Source organism: Schaalia sp. JY-X159 (assembly GCF_014525425.1).
In the GTDB taxonomy this organism is placed as follows: Bacteria; Actinomycetota; Actinomycetes; order Actinomycetales; family Actinomycetaceae; genus Scrofimicrobium.
In genome coordinates this window covers 34785-55145 of the sequence record NZ_JACEXI010000004.1, presented here as the reverse complement: position 1 = coordinate 55145, position 20361 = coordinate 34785, and the positions used below count along the sequence as shown (strand labels likewise).

32 protein-coding genes and 1 pseudogene are annotated in these 20361 nt (G+C 58.1%); all 33 read right to left on the bottom strand.

The window, feature by feature from the left end:
• Window positions 1–287: 287 nt before the first annotated feature.
• The 33 genes and pseudogenes from rplQ to IDL90_RS07605 all read right to left on the bottom strand — a co-directional run bounded on the left by rplQ (window position 288) and on the right by IDL90_RS07605 (window position 20352).
• A complete protein-coding gene (gene rplQ, locus IDL90_RS07765; RefSeq protein WP_182142048.1) occupies window positions 288–809 on the bottom strand; it encodes a 50S ribosomal protein L17 in 522 nt (173 codons plus the stop codon).
• Window positions 810–854: 45 nt separating this feature from the next.
• Window positions 855–1850 (bottom strand): DNA-directed RNA polymerase subunit alpha, encoded by a 996-nt coding sequence (locus IDL90_RS07760; RefSeq protein ID WP_182142047.1) that lies wholly within the window; start codon window positions 1848–1850, stop codon window positions 855–857.
• Between the two features lie 122 nt (window positions 1851–1972).
• The gene (rpsK, locus tag IDL90_RS07755; protein ID WP_182142046.1) at window positions 1973–2377 is read right to left on the bottom strand and encodes a 30S ribosomal protein S11; all 405 of its coding nucleotides are present in this window, start codon (window positions 2375–2377) and stop codon (window positions 1973–1975) included.
• Between the two features lie 17 nt (window positions 2378–2394).
• The gene (gene rpsM / locus IDL90_RS07750; protein WP_187995008.1) at window positions 2395–2763 is read right to left on the bottom strand and encodes a 30S ribosomal protein S13; all 369 of its coding nucleotides are present in this window, start codon (window positions 2761–2763) and stop codon (window positions 2395–2397) included.
• A 168-nt stretch (window positions 2764–2931) separates the two neighbouring features.
• Complete coding sequence (gene rpmJ / locus IDL90_RS07745; RefSeq protein WP_182142044.1) at window positions 2932–3045, bottom strand: 50S ribosomal protein L36; 114 nt, start codon at window positions 3043–3045, stop codon at window positions 2932–2934.
• Between the two features lie 85 nt (window positions 3046–3130).
• Window positions 3131–3352: a translation initiation factor IF-1 gene (gene infA, locus IDL90_RS07740; RefSeq protein ID WP_182142043.1), complete on the bottom strand. Its 222-nt coding sequence runs from the start codon at window positions 3350–3352 to the stop codon at window positions 3131–3133.
• A 130-nt stretch (window positions 3353–3482) separates the two neighbouring features.
• Window positions 3483–4406: a M24 family metallopeptidase gene (locus tag IDL90_RS07735; protein ID WP_316930311.1), complete on the bottom strand. Its 924-nt coding sequence runs from the start codon at window positions 4404–4406 to the stop codon at window positions 3483–3485.
• Window positions 4406–4987 (bottom strand): adenylate kinase, encoded by a 582-nt coding sequence (locus tag IDL90_RS07730; RefSeq protein WP_187995007.1) that lies wholly within the window; start codon window positions 4985–4987, stop codon window positions 4406–4408. The genes IDL90_RS07735 and IDL90_RS07730 overlap by 1 nt, the downstream gene beginning before the upstream one ends.
• Window positions 4984–6276 carry a preprotein translocase subunit SecY gene (gene secY, locus IDL90_RS07725; protein WP_187995006.1) on the bottom strand — a complete coding sequence of 431 codons (1293 nt, stop codon included), beginning with the start codon at window positions 6274–6276 and terminating at the stop codon, window positions 4984–4986. The genes IDL90_RS07730 and secY overlap by 4 nt, the downstream gene beginning before the upstream one ends.
• Before the next feature lie 160 nt (window positions 6277–6436).
• Entirely contained in the window at window positions 6437–6919 is a 483-nt protein-coding gene (rplO, locus tag IDL90_RS07720; protein ID WP_187995005.1) for a 50S ribosomal protein L15, read from the bottom strand.
• Between the two features lie 2 nt (window positions 6920–6921).
• A complete protein-coding gene (rpmD, locus tag IDL90_RS07715; RefSeq protein ID WP_182142039.1) occupies window positions 6922–7104 on the bottom strand; it encodes a 50S ribosomal protein L30 in 183 nt (60 codons plus the stop codon).
• A complete protein-coding gene (rpsE, locus tag IDL90_RS07710; RefSeq protein ID WP_182142038.1) occupies window positions 7104–7820 on the bottom strand; it encodes a 30S ribosomal protein S5 in 717 nt (238 codons plus the stop codon). The genes rpmD and rpsE overlap by 1 nt, the downstream gene beginning before the upstream one ends.
• 28 nt (window positions 7821–7848) lie before the next feature.
• Entirely contained in the window at window positions 7849–8220 is a 372-nt protein-coding gene (rplR, locus tag IDL90_RS07705; protein ID WP_182142037.1) for a 50S ribosomal protein L18, read from the bottom strand.
• Complete coding sequence (gene rplF, locus IDL90_RS07700) at window positions 8220–8756, bottom strand: 50S ribosomal protein L6 (RefSeq protein ID WP_182142036.1); 537 nt, start codon at window positions 8754–8756, stop codon at window positions 8220–8222. Before rplF ends, rplR begins: the two co-directional genes overlap by 1 nt.
• Window positions 8757–8767: 11 nt before the next feature.
• Window positions 8768–9166: a 30S ribosomal protein S8 gene (gene rpsH, locus IDL90_RS07695; protein ID WP_182142035.1), complete on the bottom strand. Its 399-nt coding sequence runs from the start codon at window positions 9164–9166 to the stop codon at window positions 8768–8770.
• Between the two features lie 72 nt (window positions 9167–9238).
• Window positions 9239–9424, bottom strand: a complete 186-nt coding sequence (locus IDL90_RS07690; protein ID WP_182142034.1) for a type Z 30S ribosomal protein S14 — start codon at window positions 9422–9424, stop codon at window positions 9239–9241.
• A gap of 3 nt (window positions 9425–9427) precedes the next feature.
• Window positions 9428–9973 (bottom strand): 50S ribosomal protein L5, encoded by a 546-nt coding sequence (rplE, locus tag IDL90_RS07685; protein WP_182142033.1) that lies wholly within the window; start codon window positions 9971–9973, stop codon window positions 9428–9430.
• Window positions 9970–10407 carry a 50S ribosomal protein L24 gene (gene rplX, locus IDL90_RS07680; protein ID WP_187995004.1) on the bottom strand — a complete coding sequence of 146 codons (438 nt, stop codon included), beginning with the start codon at window positions 10405–10407 and terminating at the stop codon, window positions 9970–9972. Before rplX ends, rplE begins: the two co-directional genes overlap by 4 nt.
• Complete coding sequence (gene rplN / locus IDL90_RS07675; RefSeq protein WP_182142031.1) at window positions 10407–10778, bottom strand: 50S ribosomal protein L14; 372 nt, start codon at window positions 10776–10778, stop codon at window positions 10407–10409. Before rplN ends, rplX begins: the two co-directional genes overlap by 1 nt.
• Window positions 10779–10904: 126 nt before the next feature.
• Window positions 10905–11177, bottom strand: coding sequence for a 30S ribosomal protein S17 (gene rpsQ, locus IDL90_RS07670; protein ID WP_182142030.1), 273 nt, complete (start codon window positions 11175–11177; stop codon window positions 10905–10907).
• A gap of 5 nt (window positions 11178–11182) precedes the next feature.
• The gene (gene rpmC, locus IDL90_RS07665; protein ID WP_099331611.1) at window positions 11183–11416 is read right to left on the bottom strand and encodes a 50S ribosomal protein L29; all 234 of its coding nucleotides are present in this window, start codon (window positions 11414–11416) and stop codon (window positions 11183–11185) included.
• Window positions 11416–11835: a 50S ribosomal protein L16 gene (rplP, locus tag IDL90_RS07660; protein ID WP_182142029.1), complete on the bottom strand. Its 420-nt coding sequence runs from the start codon at window positions 11833–11835 to the stop codon at window positions 11416–11418. The genes rpmC and rplP overlap by 1 nt, the downstream gene beginning before the upstream one ends.
• Window positions 11836–11840: 5 nt before the next feature.
• The gene (gene rpsC / locus IDL90_RS07655; RefSeq protein WP_182142028.1) at window positions 11841–12695 is read right to left on the bottom strand and encodes a 30S ribosomal protein S3; all 855 of its coding nucleotides are present in this window, start codon (window positions 12693–12695) and stop codon (window positions 11841–11843) included.
• Window positions 12696–13064 (bottom strand): 50S ribosomal protein L22, encoded by a 369-nt coding sequence (rplV, locus tag IDL90_RS07650; RefSeq protein WP_182142027.1) that lies wholly within the window; start codon window positions 13062–13064, stop codon window positions 12696–12698. It lies immediately after the preceding gene.
• Window positions 13065–13090: 26 nt separating this feature from the next.
• Window positions 13091–13372: a 30S ribosomal protein S19 gene (rpsS, locus tag IDL90_RS07645; protein WP_182142026.1), complete on the bottom strand. Its 282-nt coding sequence runs from the start codon at window positions 13370–13372 to the stop codon at window positions 13091–13093.
• A 15-nt stretch (window positions 13373–13387) separates the two neighbouring features.
• Window positions 13388–14224: a 50S ribosomal protein L2 gene (gene rplB, locus IDL90_RS07640; RefSeq protein ID WP_182142025.1), complete on the bottom strand. Its 837-nt coding sequence runs from the start codon at window positions 14222–14224 to the stop codon at window positions 13388–13390.
• A 20-nt stretch (window positions 14225–14244) separates the two neighbouring features.
• Complete coding sequence (gene rplW, locus IDL90_RS07635; protein WP_182142024.1) at window positions 14245–14550, bottom strand: 50S ribosomal protein L23; 306 nt, start codon at window positions 14548–14550, stop codon at window positions 14245–14247.
• Window positions 14551–14747: 197 nt separating this feature from the next.
• A pseudogene (gene rplD, locus IDL90_RS07630) lies at window positions 14748–15398 on the bottom strand (50S ribosomal protein L4); the annotation flags it as partial.
• Window positions 15399–15400: 2 nt separating this feature from the next.
• Complete coding sequence (gene rplC / locus IDL90_RS07625; RefSeq protein WP_187995002.1) at window positions 15401–16051, bottom strand: 50S ribosomal protein L3; 651 nt, start codon at window positions 16049–16051, stop codon at window positions 15401–15403.
• Between the two features lie 10 nt (window positions 16052–16061).
• Entirely contained in the window at window positions 16062–16370 is a 309-nt protein-coding gene (gene rpsJ, locus IDL90_RS07620) for a 30S ribosomal protein S10 (protein WP_187995001.1), read from the bottom strand.
• A 508-nt stretch (window positions 16371–16878) separates the two neighbouring features.
• Window positions 16879–18090 carry a tRNA 2-thiouridine(34) synthase MnmA gene (gene mnmA, locus IDL90_RS07615; RefSeq protein ID WP_187995000.1) on the bottom strand — a complete coding sequence of 404 codons (1212 nt, stop codon included), beginning with the start codon at window positions 18088–18090 and terminating at the stop codon, window positions 16879–16881.
• On the bottom strand, window positions 18087–19358 hold the full coding sequence (locus IDL90_RS07610; RefSeq protein ID WP_262509127.1) for a cysteine desulfurase family protein: 1272 nt from the start codon (window positions 19356–19358) through the stop codon (window positions 18087–18089). The genes mnmA and IDL90_RS07610 overlap by 4 nt, the downstream gene beginning before the upstream one ends.
• Window positions 19359–19371: 13 nt before the next feature.
• Window positions 19372–20352: an electron transfer flavoprotein subunit alpha/FixB family protein gene (locus IDL90_RS07605; RefSeq protein WP_187994998.1), complete on the bottom strand. Its 981-nt coding sequence runs from the start codon at window positions 20350–20352 to the stop codon at window positions 19372–19374.
• Between the last annotated feature and the right edge of the window lie 9 nt (window positions 20353–20361).

Sequence of the window (20361 nt, the reverse complement as noted above, 5' to 3'; positions counted from 1 at the left end):
ACGCACACGGGGCTTTGACGAGTTGAGAGGTGGACGCCGCCAAATGTATACGTGGGGATGAGACGTGCCTCTCGGGTACGTACCCCAGACGATCATTTCGCCCCCACGTATACATTTCACGGAAGGCTGGGCGTCGAGGAAGGCTGGGCGTCGAGGAAGGCTGGGCGTCGCGGGCGTCGGGGAGGTTGGGGTTGGGCTGAGGCCGACGCGCTGCGCGGCGGCGCAGACACAAAGAAGCCACCCCGGCGATCCATAGCGGATACGGGGTGGCTTCCTAGTGAAACGACCTACTTGGTGTCGTCCTCGTCGGAGGTCTCGTCAGCAACCTCTTCGGCCTCAACGGCCTCTTCGGCTTCTTCGAGAACTTCCTCAACCTCTTCGACCACAGGTTCGGCAACGGCAGCAGCCGCAACCTTTTCTGCAGTCTTGACGGTTGCCTTCTTGACGACAGGTTCAAGGACAATCTCAATCACGCACATCGGGGCGTTGTCACCCTTGCGGTTACCGATACGGGTAATCCGGGTGTAGCCGCCATTGCGCTCTGGATCGAGTTCCGGTGCGATGACATCGAACAGCTCGTAAACGGCATCGCGATCAGTGATCTTGCGCGATACGACGCGGCGATCGTGGATGGTGCCGCTCTTCGCCTTCGTGACAAGCTTTTCGAAGTATGGCTGGAGGGTTTTGGCCTTGGCTTCAGTTGTCTTCAACGAGCGGTTGAAGATTAGCTGAGACGAAAGGTTCGCAAGAATCTTCCGCTGATGTGACGCGCTAGCGCCGAGCCGGGGGCCCTTCTTCGGAGTGGGCATGAATGCTCCTGGATAACTTAGGTTGGATCAGAAAAGTTGGTTGGGCTATAAGCCCAGGTCATCGCTGAAGATTGACTCTCCGGATTCGCCACCCTCACCGGGCAGAGGTGAATCCTTCAAAGCCATTCCCAGAGTCGCAAGGGACTCCTTGATCTCTTCAATCGACTTGGTGCCGAAGTTGCGGATGTCAAGCAGGTCGGCCTCGCTGTGTGCCACCAACTCACCAACGGTGAGGATGCCACGACGACGCAGCGCGTTGTACGAGCGTGACTGCAGGTTCAAGCTTTCGATCGGCAGTGCTAGGTCCGCAGCAAGAGTCTCGTCAGTGGCAGCAACGCCGATTTCGATTCCCTCTGCTTCTACGTTCAAGTCACGTGCCAAACCGAAGAGCTCAACCAGTGTCTTCCCTGCAGATGCAACAGCATCGCGAGGAGCAATGGACGGCTTTGTCTCCACGTCGAGGACGAGGCGGTCAAAGTCGGTACGTTGCTCAACACGTGTTGCTTCCACGCGGTAGGTCACCTTCAGCACCGGAGAGTAGATCGAGTCCACCGGGATCTCGTCGTACGTAGCGTCGAAGTGCTTGTTCTGAGCAGCCGGAACGTAGCCACGGCCACGCTCCACAGTCAGCTCAGCCTCCAACTTCCCATTCTCGTTGAGCGTCGCAATAACGAGATCCGGGTTGTGGATCTCCACGCCAGCGGGAGGTGTGATGTCAGACGCTAGGACGACACCGGGGCCTGACTTACGCAGGTACATCACGACAGGCTCGTCGTTGTCCGAAGCCAACACCAGAGCCTTGATGCTCAGAATGATCTCAGCAACATCTTCCTTTACGCCCTCGATCGTCTCGAATTCGTGCGGAACACCTTCGATACGAAGCGATGTGACTGCAGCGCCCGGAATAGAGGACAGCAGAGTACGGCGCAAAGAGTTACCAAGCGTGTAGCCAAAACCAGGCTCCAGAGGCTCAAGGGTGAAGCGTGAACGGTTATCAGAAATGACTTCTTCAGTCAGGATTGGTCGCTGTGCAATGAGCACGTTGATTCCTTTCTTCCCGGTGCCCGCTATATGACACCGAGGGCGGATCCGCCCCACCGGGCGGGAAATAACCTGTGAAATATGCGCTTGGGCGAGCTCTTACCCGCCCAAGCAGAAGTCAATTAGCCGCGTCGACGCTTAGGAGGACGGCAACCATTGAAAGCCTGTGGTGTGACATCCTGAATGGTGCCAACCTCAAGACCAGCGGCCTGCAGCGAACGGATAGCTGTCTCGCGTCCAGAGCCGGGGCCCTTTACGAAGACATCAACCTTCTTCATGCCCTGTTCCTGCGCACGTCGAGCGGCAGCCTCTGCAGCCAGCTGCGCCGCAAATGGTGTCGACTTACGCGACCCCTTGAAGCCGACCTGACCCGAAGAGCACTGAGCAATGACAGCGCCTGTGGTATCGGTGATCGAAATGATCGTGTTGTTAAAAGTCGAACGGATATGAGCTTGGCCGTTCGTTACATTGCGCCGTTCTTTCCGTCGCGGCTTACGCGAGGTTGTGGCGCGGGTCTTCTGTGCCATATTCCCTACCTACCCGTCTACTTCTTCTTACCGGCGACCGTACGCTTCGGACCCTTACGGGTGCGGGCGTTAGTCTTTGTGCGCTGGCCGCGAACCGGAAGGCCACGACGGTGACGCATGCCCTGGTAGCTGCCGATTTCGATCTTGCGACGGATATCCGCCTGGACCTCACGTCGTAGATCGCCCTCCACCTCAAAGTGGGTTTCGATGTACTGACGTAGGGCAACCATGTCTTCTTCTGTGGCGTCCTTTACGCGCAGGTCGGGGCTAATGCCCGTGGCCTGCAGCGTCTCTATAGAACGGGTGCGTCCAATGCCATAAATGTAGGTAAGCGCAACCTCAAGCCGCTTGTCGCGGGGGAGGTCGACGCCGGCGATACGTGCCATGTTCCTCTATGCTCCATTGTTTTCGAAGGTCTTGCCTTCCCTACTGACGCTGTCCTTTCAGACTGCCGCCAGCCTCGGCCTCCGAACCGAGGGTCCAGGACATCCGTCCTGTTCGGGAGAGCTTTTCCGATACCACCCGAATCTCTTCGGGCTCCTATCTGACTGGTGTCAGCCCTGGCGCTGCTTGTGGCGGGGGTTCTCGCAAATCACCATGACGGTGCCGTGGCGACGAATCACCTTGCACTTGTCACAGATCCGCTTGACGCTTGGTTTTACTTTCATTGCTGTTCCTTTGTTGCAAGTCGCAACTGTCGAGGCCGTCTACGAGGATCCCTTGCGTTCCCCACGAAGATTAACCAACCGAACCTTACTTGTAGCGGTAGACAATCCGTCCACGTGACAAGTCATACGGGCTTAGTTCAACAACCACGCGGTCGTCAGGCAGAATTCGGATGTAGTGCTGCCGCATCTTGCCTGAGATGTGTGCGAGCACGATGTGTCCGTTTTCAAGTTCGACACGAAACATCGCATTTGGGAGCGCCTCAACGACACTGCCCTCGACTTCGATTACGCCGTCCTTTTTTGCCATATATTCCGCTGGTCCTTACGCTTAGCCAGTGGCACCCGAAATGAGTATGCCCGACTGTTTAGCCTAGTGCAGACTTAGTTGTTGACAAAGGGCCAGCAGCAGGTAGTTATGGAACTCACGAAAACTTCTGCTAGATGAAGCTGCGAATCGGCGTAATCCCAAATGGGGCTAGGCCTGCGGCTCCAGCATCGGAAGCAGTCAGCACGGAAATTCCATGTTTACCGATCGCCACGGTGTGTTCCCAGTGAGCGGCATCAGTACCCTCGACTGTGACAACAGTCCACTCGTCATCGAGGACGGCCGAGGTCGAGTCCCCTGCAATGACCATCGGCTCAATACAAATCGCCATCCCGGCGACCAGCTTGCCGCTCCTACCCCGGGTCCGATAGTTGTAGACCGTCGGGTCTTCATGCAGGTGGGTGCCGATTCCATGACCCGTGTAGCCTTCGATAATCTCGGGGGACCACCCTTGATCGGCCTGGATTGCTGCGCCCTCGGCTTCCACGAAGTCCTCGATAGCCGCGGCAACGTCATTGGTCCGCTTTGCTTTGGCTGCTGCTGCAATACCAGCCCACATAGATCCGCGGGTTACGGAAGAGAGTGTGCGGCGCCGCGACAAAGTCACCGGGCTCACTCCGCCAACTTCCCCCTCGGGACGAATCCCCTGCACGAACTGAGCATCCGGAATGTGAGTGTCTCCAACGACCACCGTCACTGCAGCGTCACCATGCCACTTCTTGCCAGCGCGAACCACGTAAGCACCGCAGTCGTACGACACAATATCGCCAAGCTGGATCGCGCGTTTGCCCGGAATGCCGTGCACGACCTCGTCATTAACTGAGATGCACACCGTCGCAGGAAACCCCTGATAATGAAGAAAGTTAGGCTTTGCGCCCGCATCGGCAACAACATTGGCGACAACCTGGTCGAGTTGAGCGGTCGTAACCCCGGGTTTCGTCGCATCAATGAGTGCCTGATGGATTGCCGCTACGACCAGACCTGCTTCACGCATGTACTCAAGTTCAGTTGGCGACTTGATGGTTGGACGTTCCACTACTTGCAGAGACCTTTGTCTTTCAGCACGGCCATGATGGCGTCATGAACGCCTTCACGATCTTGGTTCGCATCGATGACTTCGAGGAGATCCTGATCCGCGTAGTAGGTAGCGATCGGCTCTGTTAGCTCGTGGTAGTCCTTAAGCCTCTGAATAAAGACGTCTACCTTGTCGTCACTGCGGTGTTCCTGTCCAGCCCGGTTCTGCAGGCGTTCCACTACAACGCCCTCGGGGGCCTCGAGCTCGAGGACGATGTCGAGTTTAACCCCCCGACTTGCCAGCAAGTCACGCAGAGCGTGTGCCTGATCTAAGTTGCGGGGGAACCCATCGAGAATAAATCCGCCCTCGACATCCGGAGCTGAAAGCCGGGCGTCCACCATGGGTACCGTTATCGAATCAGGGACAAACTTGCCTTTGGAGATGTAGGAGTCGGCGAGTCGACCTAACTCAGTGCCGTCCTCGATGTTGCTTCTGAAGATCTGCCCCGTCGAAATTGTCGGAACGCCCAGGCACTCCGCAAGCCAGACAGCCTGTGTGCCCTTCCCAACGGCGGGCGGACCGAGCAGGATCATCGCGGTCATTTCAAGAATCCCTCATAGTGGTGCTGTTGTAGTTGAGAGTTTACTTCCTTGACGGTCTGCAGGCCGACACCAACCATGATCAATAGGGTGGTTCCGCCAAATGGCATCTGGTTCGGACCGAGGTTCAGCGGGATCATGATTATCGAAGGCAGAATCGCAACAATCACCAGGTAGATCGATCCGACAGTGGTGATGCGGTTGATGACGTAACGCAGGTAGTCCGCGGTAGGTTTGCCTGCCCTGTACCCAGGAATGAACCCACCGTAGCGCTTCATGTTGTCAGAGACTTCATCAGGGTTGAAGGTGATGGAAGTGTAGAAGAAGGCAAACGCCAGGATCAGCGCAGCGTTGGTCAACATGTACCAACCGCTCTGATGGGAGAAGTTTCGTCCAATCCACTGCACCCAGCCAGATGCGGGATCTCCAAACTGTGCAATCAACGGCGGTAGACCCAGGATGGAAGTGGAGAAGATAACGGGGATAACACCCGCCATGTTGATCTTCAGTGGGATGTAGGTAGTGGTCCCACCGTAGGTGCGCCGACCGACCATTCGCTTGGCGTACTGAACGGGGATTCGCCTCTGCGCTTGTTCAACGTAAACGACCGCAACCGTTACTGCCAAGATGATCACCAGAATGGCCAAGACCGTCAGCCAGCCTTTGGTCATTCCGATGTCCCACAGCTGCATGGGCATAGTTGCGACGATCGAAGTGAAGATCAGCAGGGACATTCCGTTGCCGACTCCGCGCTCCGTAATGAGTTCGCCGAACCACATGATGACGGACGTCCCCGCGGTCATAACCACAACCATGAATAGGTAGGTCGCGAATGTTGCATTCGGGATGACCTCATTGGGGCAGTTGGGGAACATCTGCCCGGACGCTGCCATTGTGATCATCGTTGTCGACTGCAAGATCGCCAGGAAGATTGTCAGATAGCGGGTGTACTGAGTCAGCTTTGACTGTCCCGACTGTCCCTCAAGATGTAGATCCTGCAACCTTGGCACTGCGACCCTGAGAACCTGGATGATGATCGACGCCGTAATGTACGGCATGATGCCGAGGGCGAAGATGGACAGCTGCATCAAAGCGCCGCCCGAGAACAGGTTGAACATGTCGAGCACAGAAGTTGATTCCTGCTGGGCGAGACACGCATTTACGTTCGAAGCCGACACTCCCGGTGTGGGAATAAAGGTTCCAAGGCGGTACAGAGCCATGATTAGCAACGAAAAGAGAATCTTTCGTCGCAGATCAGGCGTACGGAATGCCTGTGCGAAAGCCTTGAACACACTTCCTCCAAACCCCGGGGGGCATTAGCCATCTGGACAAGCTTTGAGACTAGCCCAGACTACTTCCTAAGTCGGGTTGCGGTGCCCACATTCGATGAGCAAGCACAAATTTGATGTAAGAAAAAGGGAGGGCACCGAGTTTCGGTACCCTCCACTCTTACTAGCGAGCGGAGATTGAGCCGCCCGCCTCCTTGATTTTCGCCTCTGCCGAAGCCGACCACTTGTCGACCTCAACTTCCAGTGCCACTGCGATTTCGCCGCCACCGAGAACCTTGACCGGCTCTCCCTTACGTACAAGACGCTTGGCGACAAGATCCTCAACCGTGACTGAACCACCCTCAGGGTAAGCACCAGCCAGAGTGTCCAGATTTACAACCTGGTACTCGACACGGAAGGGGTTTGTGAACCCACGCAGTTTCGGAAGACGCATGTGGATGGGCATCTGGCCACCCTCGAATCCGAGGGGAACCTGATAGCGTGCCTTGGTTCCCTTGGTGCCGCGACCCGCGGTCTTACCCTTGGAACCTTCACCACGACCCACACGGGTGCGATCCTTCTTGGCACCGGGTGCGGGAGCCAAGTGATGTAGCCTCAACACCTCGCCCTCGGCGGGCAGATTGGCGTTCTTCTTGTTAGTAGCCATACCTACTTCGCCTCCTCTACTTCTACCAGGTGCTTGATTGTTTGAATTTGGCCTCGAACAACCGCGGTGTCCTCACGGACAGTCTTTTGACCAATCTTCTTCAGACCCAGGGACTTCGCGGACTCGCGAATGTTCTCTTTCTGGCCGGAAAGTGACTTCTTCAGAGTGATTTCGACCTTCGCCATCAGTTGCTCACCCCCGCTGCTGCCTTGTCTGCTTCAGCGGCTTCCGCCGCTGCCTTCTTGTCAGCAACACCTTCTGCACGTGCACGAAGCATTGCTGCCGGTGCTACACGCTCCAGTGGGAGGCCACGACGAGCAGCCACTGCCTCAGGCTCATCAAGCTGCTTGAGCGCTGCAACTGTTGCACGCACGATGTTGATTGCGTTTGAAGATCCAAGTGACTTCGTCAGCACATCGTGAATGCCAGCGCATTCCAGTACGGCGCGCACAGGACCACCGGCGATTACACCGGTACCCGGAGAGGCAGGACGCAACATTACTACGCCCGCTGCATCTTCACCTTGAACCTTGTGGGGAATCGACCTGCGAATCATGGGAACGCGGAAGAAGCTCTTCTTTGCTTCCTCAACACCCTTGGCAATAGCCGCTGGAACTTCCTTGGCCTTGCCGTAACCGATCCCGACCATACCTTCGCCATCGCCGACAACGACGAGGGCGGTGAAGGAAAAGCGTCGGCCACCCTTCACAACCTTCGACACACGGTTGATAGCGACAACACGCTCCAGATACTGATTGCGATCTTGTTCGCGACGGTTGTCGCGACGGTCACCACCGCGGCCACCACGACCACGGCCCTGGCCTTGACCCTGACCTGCCCCATCGCGGCTCTGGCGCGCGGAACTGTCCTGATCGTTACTACCTCGCTGCTGTGCAGCCATCAGATACTCTCTCTTCCTTTTCTCGCGCCTACAGCTTCAGGCCGCCCTCACGGGCGCCTTCCGCTACTGCCGCAACTCGGCCGTGGTAGACGTTGCCACCGCGGTCAAATACGACCTCTTCAATGCCGGCCTCTTTGGCACGCTGAGCGATGAGCTCACCGACCTTACGAGCCTTGTCCGTCTTCTTCGCATCGTCGCTGCGTAGTTCGGGCTCCATGGTGGACGCCCACACTACGGTGTTGCCCTCAGTGTCGTTGACAACCTGGGCGAACATGTGACGGTTCGAGCGGGTGACGACCAGCCGAGGACGACTGGCGGTGCCATTGACCTTCTGACGCACACGCTGGTGGCGGCGCTTACGAGCAATAACCTTGCCCTTACCTTTGACCGCGTAAGCCATCACTTACCCGCCTTTCCGACCTTGCGACGTACGACTTCGCCCTCGTAGCGAATACCCTTGCCCTTGTAAGGCTCTGGTTTGCGCAGCTTGCGTATGTTCGCCGCGACTTCGCCTACCTGCTGCTTGTCGATTCCGCTCACCACGACCTTGGTCTGTGAAGGGACCGCAAGTTCAATACCGGCTTCTGGTTCCACCGTGATCGAGTGCGAGTACCCAAGCGCAAACTCGACATTCGCGCCCTTCTGAGTTGCACGGTAACCGGTACCGACAATCTCAAGTGTCTTCGAGTACCCGTTGGTGACACCCTCCACCATGTTCGCGACGAGGGTCCGGTACAGGCCGTGCAATGCGCGCGCCTCACGGGTATCCACGGGGCGCTCAAGAACAACCTCGCCACCCTCAACCTTCGCGGTGATGGGGGCACGCAGTTCCTGAGTGAGAGTCCCCTTCGGGCCCACAACGGTGACGACGTTTCCGTCAATCTTTACTTCTACACCGGCGGGAATAACCACCGGCTGCTTACCGATACGTGACATTCGCTCTTCCCTTACCAGACGTAGGCGACAACTTCGCCGCCCACGGCTTTGTCGGCCGCCTGGCGATCTGTCAGCAATCCGGACGAGGTCGAAAGAATCGCCACGCCTAGACCACCGCGGACCTGCGGGAGGTTTGTGGACTTCGCGTATACACGCAGCCCCGGCTTGGAAATGCGCCGCAGGCCGGTGATGGCCCTTTCGCGCTTGTTTCCGTACTTCAGGCTGAGTACCAGAGTCTTGCCCACACGGGCATCCTCGACAGAAATCGCCTTGATGTAGCCCTCACTGAGGAGAATCTGCGCAATGGCATTCTTCAGTTTGGAGTACGGCATCGACACAGACTCATGGTGAGCCTGGTTCGCGTTGCGCAGACGCGTTAGCATATCTGCGATTGGATCAGTCATTGTCATTTTGGGGCGGACCCCTTCCTCGACGCGGTTTCCGCTATCGGGCGTAATGCCCGTAGACCTACGTCGTAAGTGTTACCAGCTGCTCTTCGTTACGCCCGGGAGGTCACCCTTAAGGGCGAGTTCACGCAGGCAGATGCGGCACAGGCCGAACTTACGGTAGACCGACTTGGGTCGACCGCAACGGTTGCACCGGGTGTAGGCACGCACAGCAAACTTGGGCTTGCGGCTAGCCTTGATTTTCAGCGATGTTTTTGCCATCGGTTACGCCTCCTTGAAAGGGAAACCGAGTTTACGCAAGAGCTCACGCCCCTGCTCATCGGTATCTGCAGACGTAACAATGGTGACGTCCATACCGCGAACACGGTCAATGTTGTCAACGTTGATTTCGTGGAACATGGACTGTTCTGTCAAACCAAAGGTGTAGTTGCCATGTCCGTCAAACTGCTTGGGAGACAAGCCGCGGAAGTCGCGAATACGGGGCAGCGAAACCGACAGCAGTCGATCCAGGAACTCCCACATGCGATCGCCACGTAGCGTTACGGACGCACCGATTGCCTGGCCCTCGCGAAGCTTGAACTGGGCAATGGACTTCTTGGCGCGGTTGATGCGCGGCTTCTGACCTGTGATCGCCTGGAGGTCGGCAATAGCACCATCGAGAGCCTTCGCATCCCGAGCGGCTTCACCCACACCCATGTTGACGACAACCTTTACCGGCTTGCCAACCTGCATGACGTTCTCAAGATTGAACTGTTCAATCAGTTCCGCCTTGACCTTGTCCTCGTACTTTTCCTTCAAACGCGGGCTCATGCGTCAAGCTCCTTACCCGGTGTGATGCCACGGCGGCTGCCACCACGGGCAACGCGAACACGGATGGTCTTCTTTTTGCCATCGCGCTCCACGACGTCCTCACGGAACCCGACGCGAACTGGCTTGCCAGTCGAAGGGTCGACGAGGGCGAGCTTTGCCAGGGAAATTGGTGCTTCGCTTGTCACGATGCCCCCCTGATCGCCGGACTGTCCGGGACGGACGTGGCGCGTCTTCAGGTTTACACCTTCGACCAGTGCTGTGCCATCCTCAGGGAAAACCTTGATGACACGACCCTGTTTGCCTTTGTCCCCCGCTGCCAATGGCTCAAGACCCTCGGCGTCGCGGCGAGCATTGCGCGCATTCATCTTCTTCGAGTCCGATGTACGTCCTCGAACGACCTCTACGAGGTCACCCTTTTTGATCTTCGCGGCCATCAGATTACCTCCGGTGCTAGCGAGACGATGCGCATGAACTTCTTGTCACGCAGTTCACGGCCGACAGGGCCGAAAATGCGCGTGCCACGCGGTTCGCTACCGTCAGCTTTCAAGATAACGGCCGAGTTTTCGTCGAAACGGATGTATGAGCCATCCAACCGACGGGATGGTTTCTTCGTGCGGACTATGACAGCCTTGACGACTTCACCCTTCTTGACGTTGCCGCCTGGGATCGCGTCCTTGACCGAGGCGACAATCGTGTCGCCAATGCCCGCGTAGCGCCGACCCGAGCCGCCCAAAACACGGATGCAAAGAAGTTCCTTTGCGCCCGTGTTATCAGCGACCTTGAGTCGTGACTCCTGCTGGATCATTCCTTATGACTCCTGTCGTCGTGCTGGTTCTCTCTGGCGAGCCAGAGAGCCTGGCCGAACGGATTTGGTTGCTTGGAAATGCTAGTGGAATGTTGGGCCAAAGGAGTGATCCTTTGGCCCAACTCACTACTTCGCCTTTTCCAGGATCTCGACTACGCGCCAGTGCTTTGTCGCTGACAGCGGACGAGTCTCCATGATGCGCACGAGGTCACCCACGCCGCATTCGTTATTTTCATCGTGTGCCTTGACCTTGACGGCCTTGCGAAGCACCTTGCCGTACAGCGGGTGCTTGATGCGGTCCTCAAGGACCACCACGACGGTCTTATCCATCTTGTCGCTCGAGACATAGCCTCGGCGCGTCTTGCGCTGATTACGCTCGGGAGCAGTTGAATCTGCCATCTCTTCTAATCCTCGCTACCGGGCGCAGTACGGAAACCAAGTTCACGTTCACGCGCAATCGTGTAAATGCGGGCAATGTTCTTGCGAACTGCCTTCATGCGACCCGAATCCTCAAGACCTCCGACAGCCTGCGAAAAACGCAAGTTGAACAGTTCGGCCTTAGCGCGCTCCAGCTCCTTGCGGAGTGCAGCGTCATCCATTGCATCTAGATCCGCTGTGGTCAATACGTTGTCTGCCATCAGTTCTCCACACCCTCACGGACCACAAATCGGGTCTTAATCGGAAGCTTGTGACGGGCGCGGCGCATAGCCTCACGTGCCAAAGGCTCCGGGACACCACCAAGCTCAAACAGAATGCGTCCGGGCTTAATCGGGGCAACCCACCATTCAGGAGCACCCTTACCCGAACCCATGCGGGTCTCGGCAGGCTTCTTTGTTAGCGGGCGGTCCGGGAACACAGTGATCCAAACCTTACCGCCACGCTTGATGTGACGCGTCATAGCGATACGAGCTGCCTCGATCTGACGGTTGGTCAGGTAGGCGTGCTCCAGCGCTTGAATGCCGTAGTCGCCGAAGGCCAACTCCGTGCCACCCTTGGCCATGCCCTTACGGTTTGGCCGGTGCTGCTTGCGGTACTTTACTCGACGGGGAATCAGCATGTGCTTCAGGCCTCCGTAGCGGTCTCAGCGACAGGTGCCTGCAGATCCGCGTCAGCGGTTGCGGGAGCCTGATCGGCAGCTTCGGTTCCCTGACCACCGGTGCGAGGAGTGCGTCCAGCGCCTCCATCACGCCCGCCACGACGTCCCGGACCACCGCGACGATCTCCGCGGCGTCCTCCGCCACGGTTCGCCTGCTCGGCCTGGGCACGTGCGAACTCGCGTTCGGTCATGTCACCCTTGTAGATCCACACCTTGACGCCAATGCGGCCGAATGTGGTACGTGCTTCAAAGAAGCCGTAATCAATGTTTGCGCGCAGCGTCTGCAAGGGCACGCGGCCCTCACGGTAGAACTCGCTACGTGACATTTCTGCGCCACCAAGTCGCCCGGAGCACTGGACACGAATGCCCTTTGCTCCCGCGCGCTGCGCAGACTGCATTGCCTTACGCATTGCCCGGCGGAAGGAGACGCGTGCAGCAAGCTGCTCTGCTACTCCCTGGGCAACCAACTGAGCATCAATCTCGGGGTTCTTGACCTCAAGGATGTTCAGCTGTACCTGCTTGCCCGTGAGCTTCTCCAGGTCCTGACGCAAACGGTCTGCCTCAGCACCACGACGTCCAATGACAATGCCTGGACGTGCAGTGTGCAGGTCAACTCGTACGCGATCCCGCGTGCGCTCGATCTCTACCTTAGAGATGCCAGCACGTTCGAGGCCGTCCGAAAGAACCTCGCGGATCTTGACGTCCTCGGCTACATAGTCGCTGTAGCGCTGTCCCTTGGTAGTCGAGTCCGAGAACCACCGCGAACGGTGTTCGGTGGTGATCCCCAGGCGGAAACCAGTGGGGTTTACCTTCTGGCCCATCTAGCGATCCCCTTCCTTCTCGTCTTTAGTTCCAACAACCACAGTGATGTGGCTGGTACGCTTCAGAATCGTTCCTGCACGGCCCTGGGCGCGTGGCTGGAAACGCTTCATAGTCGGACCCTCATCGACATATGTCTCAAGAATCCACAAATCGGCATCCTGTACGTTCTCACCGTTCTTGTCGGCAAGGACCTTCACATTGGCAACTGCCGAGTGAAGAATCTTGTTGACATCACGGGCCACCCGCTGGGGGGCGAACGTAAGCATGTCGGCTGCCTCAAGGAAGGACTTCCCACGGACCTCGTTAACGACCCGTCGTGCCTTCTGGGGCGTGACGCGAACGTAGCGCGCCTTCGCCTTGGCTTCCATCTTCTAGCTCCTTGCTTCCCCAGCGTCTAGCGACGCCGGCCCTTACGGTCGTCCTTCACGTGGCTACGGAAAGTGCGCGTAGGCGCAAACTCGCCGAGCTTGTGACCAACCATAGATTCGGTGACGTACACCGGCACATGGCGGCGACCGTCGTGAACTGCGAAGGTGAGGCCCAGGAAGTCCGGAGTAATCATCGAGCGGCGCGACCAAGTCTTGATGACCTGCTTCGTACCCTTCTCAATCTGCTCGTCGACCTTCTTCTGCAAGCTTGGGTCTACGTAGGGACCCTTCTTCAAACTACGTGGCATGTGTCCAGCTCCCTATCAGCGCTTGTTGCCAGTACGACGACGGCGAACAATCTGCTTGTCGCTCGCCTTATTCGGACGCCGAGTACGGCCTTCAGGCTTACCCCATGGGCTGACCGGGTGCCGGCCACCAGAGGTACGCCCCTCGCCGCCACCGTGTGGGTGATCGACCGGGTTCATAGCAACACCACGAACCTTGGGACGCTGGCCCTTCCAACGTGCGCGACCAGCCTTGCCGAGGGAAATATTGCCTTGTTCGGCGTTCCCTACGGTGCCGATCGTTGCACGGCAGTCAACATCCACATTGCGGATCTCACCCGAGGGTAGACGCAACTGAGCGAAGCGACCTTCCTTGGCAACCAGCTGGATCGAAGATCCCGCAGACCGAGCCAGACGTGCTCCCTGTCCAGCGTTGAGTTCAACAGCGTGGATCACAGTACCCAGTGGAATGTTGCGCATGGGCAGGTTGTTACCCGGCTTGATATCGGCCTTAGGACCGTTCTCAATAACCGTTCCAACCGTCACACCCTGAGGAGCGATGATGTAACGCTTCTCTCCGTCTGCGTAGTGCAGCAGAGCGATGTTAGCAGTGCGGTTGGGATCGTATTCGATCTGCGCAACACGTGCTGGTACGCCATCTTTGTCATTCCGCTTGAAGTCAATCAAACGGTACGCGCGCTTGTGGCCGCCACCGCGGTGGCGAGAAGTGACTCGTCCGTAGGAGTTACGTCCACCAGTCTTCGTGATCGGACGCACCAGAGACTTTTCAGGGTAAGAGCGCGTGATCTCAGAGAAGTCTGAGACGCTCCCGTGGCGACGACCAGGAGTCGTCGGATTATATTTGCGAATAGCCATATTTCTTCTACCCCTGCGCTCTAGATCCCGGACTCACCGAAAATGTCGATGGAACCTTCGCGGACAGTGACGATCGCACGCTTGACGTTCTTGCGACGTCCAAGACCATCACGGCGGCGGAAAGCCTTGCCCTGACGGTTCTGAGTCGCCACCTTCTCTACCTTCACGCCAAAGAGATCTTCGATCGCGTTCTTGATTTCCGTCTTGTTGGCCCTGGGGTCAACTTCAAACGTGTACTTTCCTTCGTCCTGGCTCAGCGATGACTTCTCAGTCACGACGGGCTTCAAGATGATGTCACGCGGATTCTTTGTTGCTTCGAGGCTCACTTGTCGTCCTCCTTAGCCTTTTTTGCAGCTTCGGCCTTAGCGGTCTTGGCTTCCTTCTTGGCGTGATCGGCTTCGTAAGACTCCGTGGTCTTGTCTGCCTTCGCTTCCTTCTTCGCCTTGACCTTGGACTCAACGACCTCGTCCTGCGCCTCAGCGATTTCGCGTGCCGCGTGGGCGCGTGCCTTGTTGATGCGCTCGATGTAGGCGGCGAGGGCTGCTTCGGTGAACACAACGCGATCTGAATCAACCACGTCATATGTGTTCAACTGATCCGACCAGACGATGCCTACGCCCTCAATGTTCTTGAAAGAACGTACAGCGACCTCTGCTCCAGCCTGCTCACGATCGATAACGATCAGAACCTTCTTGGCATCTGTAACTGCGCGCAGTGTCGCGATTGCTGCCTTCGTGGAAGGAGTATCAGACGACACAAGGCTTGAGAAGACGATAATCGCGTCGTTACGAGCGCGATCCGACAGTGCAGAGCGCAGAGCGCCCGCAATCATCTTCTTGGGTGTGCGCTGCGAGTAGTCACGCGGCTGTGGTCCGTGGACAACAGCTCCACCCTTCCACTGGGGAGCGCGGATCGAACCCTGACGAGCGCGACCTGTACCCTTCTGACGCCACGGCTTCTTCCCGCCGCCGGAAACCTCCGAGCGAGTCTTCGTCGCGTGGGTTCCCTGTCGGGCTGCAGCACGCTGCGCCTCGACGACCTGGTGGATAAGTGGAATGTTCAGAGCAACGTCGAAAATCGACGCCGGGAGAACAACGGTTGCCTTCGTCTTTGCGCCTTCGGCGTCGTAGACAGGAACCTTACGATCTTCACCTGCGGTGATGTTCTTCGCCATGCTCAGGCCCCCTTCACAGCGGTACGAACCATGACAACAGCCTTACGAGGGCCAGGAATAGCGCCCTTGATCAGCAGGAGGCCACGTTCTGTGTCGACGCCCTGAACAATCAGGTTCTGGACCGTGCGCTTTTCTCCACCCATGCGGCCAGCCATGCGCTGTCCGCGGAAGATGCGACCAGGAGTCGCACAAGCACCGATTGAACCGGGCTTGCGGTGGATTTTGTGAGCGCCGTGTGATGCTGGGCCACCTGCAAAGCCGTGACGCTTCATCACACCTGCGAAGCCCTTGCCCTTGGTGTTGCCAGAAACATCAACCTTCTGGCCCACTTCAAAGGTGTCGGCTGCAAGTTCCGAGCCAACCGCAAAATCTGCGGCTTCGGCTGTGCGGAACTCCGCGAGGTGGCGCTTGGGTGTAACCCCGGCCTTTTCAAAGTGGCCAAGCAGAGGCTTGGTCACGCGACGAGGATCAATATCCTCAAAGCCAATTTGGACGGCAGAGTAGCCGTCGTTCTCTTCGGTACGCACCTGAGTAACGACGTTCTTGCCAACCTGCACAACCGTCAGGGGGACAACTTTTCCGTCCTCGTCCCAGACCTGGGTCATGCCGAGCTTGCGGCCGAGTAGGGCCGCAGTCTTGGTGTCAGTAGTCATTCCGATGTCCTCAGAGTTTAATCTCGATGTTCACGTCCGCCGGCAGGTCGAGACGCATAAGCGAATCAACGGCCTTGGGCGTGGGATCAATGATGTCGATGAGCCGCTTATGCGTGCGCATCTCGAACTGCTCGCGGCTGTCCTTGTACTTGTGCGGCGACCGAATAACGACAAACACGTTCTTCTCGGTCGGAAGCGGCACCGGGCCCACGACAGTGGCACCAGCACGCTGCACAGTATCTACAATCTTGCGCGCAGAGCTATCGATGACCTCGTGGTCATACGACTTCAGCCGGATGCGGATTTTTTGTGCCGCCATGCCGTCTACCTCTTCTCGTACAGATTCGTCACCGGCCCCCGCATTCGGGCGTGTCTGCGATGAGACGCACACCGTTGCGGCTTCCAGATCGGCTCTGGTTGGGCCTATGTCTTGTCAAAAGAACTACGGCTCCGGGGTCCGCTAGTGCCGACTTGTTCTCCCACGTCTTGAACCCTGTCGGAATCGGAACTCAGCGAACTGAGCCCCGACCTGCTTCCACTTTGGAAACTAGGGCTGTGGGGTATTCCCGTCGGCCAGGCTCTGGTGCCCGGGCCTTACCTTTCTGCAAGTACGCACTGAAGAAGGAGGAACCGAAAAGTGCCTCAACCTTCAGCGTCTACCGCGTCCAGGACTACCCCGCTTGCGCAGGGCAGCTTGCATAGTTTGGCATGCCTTGGCCCCCAACGCCAACTCCCTGGGACGAGATACACACCACCCCGTCGGCATCTTCGACTCCAATGCTCACGTTTCGGGCGTGTCGCGGCCCCAAAACACGGCTGATTACAAACTATGCCACATTCGTACGCTGCGATGATGAGACCGACATCGCAGTCCTCACCGCAGTCGCAATGGTCCCCTCTGCAACAACTCGGCGCCCCTTGTAGACCACCAGGGACTGGCCGGGTGCGACCCCACGGATCGGCTCCGCCAGCTTAACGACCAAGTGTTCGAGGGCGTCCCCGTCGTGCGCGGACACAACCTGCAGAGCAGCAACCACCGTTGGTGTGCCGTGAGCTCGAATCTGCACCGTGAAGACGTTCTCAGGGACGTCTCTCAGGGCCCTTGTCCCCATTGCTGTACCAAACGCTTCCTGCGCGTCCTCGTCCACAACGAGGTCTTCCGGAGCTGACTGCCAAACCAGGTTCCTGGTCGCGATCGTGTTCACGGAAAGTAGAGTCGACTCGCCTACCACTACGGTATTGGTTGCAGGTTCGGTCGCCAATACGTACCTTGGTTTTCCTGATGTCGAGGGCGTCCCAATGCGCAGGCCCTTTCTCTGCCCGATCGTGTACTTGTAATACCCGGAATGCTCACCGAGCACCGTGCCGTCTTCATCGACAATCTGCCCGGGCGCCGAGCCGAGGTGGCGCTCAAGGAATCCGCCCGTGTCACCGTCGGGAATGAAGCAAATATCGTACGAATCAGGTTTGTTGGAAACCCCAAGACCACGGATTTCCGCCTGCTCACGGACCCATGCCTTCGAGGGCGCATCGCCCAGTGGAAGTAGAACATGCGATAGCTCGTCGCGGCCCATCACCGCCAGAACGTAACTCTGGTCCTTCAACTCATCATCGCCGCGATGAAGTTCGCAGCCATCTGGTCCATGGACCAACTTCGCGTAGTGACCCGTGCAAACCGCATCGAAACCTAGGGCCCGACCGCGATCCAGCAACTCTTTGAACTTCACGAACTCATTACAACGAACGCAGGGGTTCGGTGTGTGCCCCGCTCGGTACTCCGCCAAGAAGTCGTCAATGACAGTCTCTTCGAACTGCTCCGAAAGGTCCCAAACATAGAAGGGAACCCCGAGGATCTCCGCAGCTCGCGCCGCATCTTGGGAGTCCTCTAACGAGCAGCAGCCCCGGGATCCGACCCGGCAGGCTTGCGGTTCACTAGACAACGCCATGTGCACGGCTGTGACATCATGACCGGCGTCGACCGCAAGCGCCGCTGCAACAGCTGAATCAACGCCGCCCGACAGTGCCGCAAGAACTCTCATTTTGGTACCCCTTGACCTTCCATCTCCCCACCCTTTCGGCGAAATGACCGGGAGCTACCTCGCAGGTCATACTGGTCCATCCGTTGCGCTTGCTCAAGAGCGTGGGGCAAAGCTGCGAGGAATCTGTCAATCTCTTCTTCTGAAGTTGTGGCACTCATTGACACTCTGAGAACCCCGAGGGCGGAGTGTTCATCACGCCCCATGTGGAGGAGGACGGAAGAGGGTCTGGTAACGCCTGCGTGGCACGCGGAACCGGCTGAAACGTGGATGCCCTGGCGGTCCATCTCTAGCAGGATGACCTCGGGGTGGGCAGTCGGGAGGCTGAGGTGAACTATCGACTCAACGGCTCCGGCAGTCGTTGTCAGCGCAACTTGCTCGGGAAGTCCCCCCAGAAGTTTGGCGCGCATTTTGGCTGTCACACGTCGACGCTCACCGAGTTCACCCACTGCTTCCTGTGCTGCGACGCTAAGAGCAACCGCGCCGGCAACATCCGGGGTTCCTGAGCGAATCCCTCTTTCGTGGCCACCTCCGGGCCGATCGGACTTGAGTGCTACACCTCTCTTTACAAGCAGTGCGCCGGTTCCCACTGGCGCCCCAAATTTGTGACCGCCAATCGTCATGAGGTCAAGGCCGAGAGCAGAGAACGACACAGGAAGGTTACCGATCGCTTGCGTCGCATCGGAATGCACGTACGCACCAGGTGCAAGTCTGCGGCAGATCTGCGTGAACTCCTCAAGTGGCTGAATCACTCCGGTCTCGGAGCAAACCATTGCCAGCGAACCAAGGGCAATCTCACGCCCGGCCGTACGAGACGCCAGGGCGTCCTCGTCCAGGTCGATGACTCCGTCATCTTGCAACGGGATCATCAGGTCAGTAATGCCGGTCGCACGTAGGGGCACGCGTTGTTCAAGAACTGCCGGGTGTTCCACACCTGAAAGTAGCCACGCCCACTCTGATTCGGGGAGCATCGCTCTGCGGCCCAATGCAGCACCTGAAACTCCCAGAGCGGCTGACTCCGTTGCGCCGGAAGTGAAGACCACTTCGGCACGTTCGCCACCAAGCGCCTCGGCCAGCCGTTCGCGCGCCTGCTCCAACAGCAACCGGGCACCTCGTCCACCAGCGTGGAGCGACGAGGGGTTTCCCGGTCGAGCCGAGAGTTCATCAACGGTCTCAAGCCAGGCCCGCTTCGCGGACGCTCGCATGGGGGTGGTTGCTGCGTGGTCTAGATAGACGGGACCGAGTGGGGGTTTGTCGAGAGTTTTCCTCAACTTGGTGGCGTCCCTAGCTTTGTGCCGAAAGGATTTCCAGAGCCTGCGGCACGACCTCGCTTACGTCCCCCACAACCGTGAAATCTGCGAGTTCAATTATGGGAGCATCCGGGTCATCAACGACCGCGACGATAATCTGTGATCCCAGCATCCCACACGTGTGATGGACCGCTCCGGAGACGCCGAGACCCACAAACAGTTTGGGAGCAACTGTCACCCCAGTCTGGCCAATCTGAGCCGCTCGCGGGACCCATCCTTCGTCACAGGCTACGCGAGTGGCTCCAACTGCCCCTCCGAGGGCATCTGCGAGATTCTCAACCAAGGTGAAATCGCCATTCGTGCCGCGCCCTCCCGCAACAACCACATCCGCATCGGTCAACGAGACACGCGATCCTTTCGGTTCGACCACGTGAGAAATAACCTCGACCTGCAGTGCGCCCGAGGAGAGTCGGGGTGCGAGCGAGACGATCTCTCCTTCGCCCGCTGGTCCCTCTTTGTCCCCAAACCCCGGCCTAACTGCCAGAACAGGGGCACCCTGCGTGGTGTGGAAGGATGTCTCCCACGCGCCACCAAGGGCCGCTTTCTGTGCAAAGAGTTCAGATCCGCTCACCCAAACACGGGTGACGTCGACGGCTCCGCCCGCTTGAAATGCGGTTGCCAGCATAGCTGTCACAGCGCGACCAAGGTAGGTGGTAACCGTCAGCACAGCACCAACATCACCCAGGTTTTCTACGGCTGAGCGCGCGGTGTCAGCGATTGCAGCTGGAACCAGGGGTGAGTAGCCGCCAGATTCGGGCACATAGATGACGTCAGCCCCGCCAAGGCGAAGCCCGTCCTCGTCAATGTCCTGCGCCACGCTGAGAGCGGCAACGGTGCCGGTTGTTAGAGTTCGGGCGAAATGGAGGACTTTCACCGACGCTAAGGACAGGGTTGGTTCGTCAATGGTCTTCTCATTCTCAACAACGACCAGTATGGGCTTGTCAATCCGTTCCATGTCGACTGT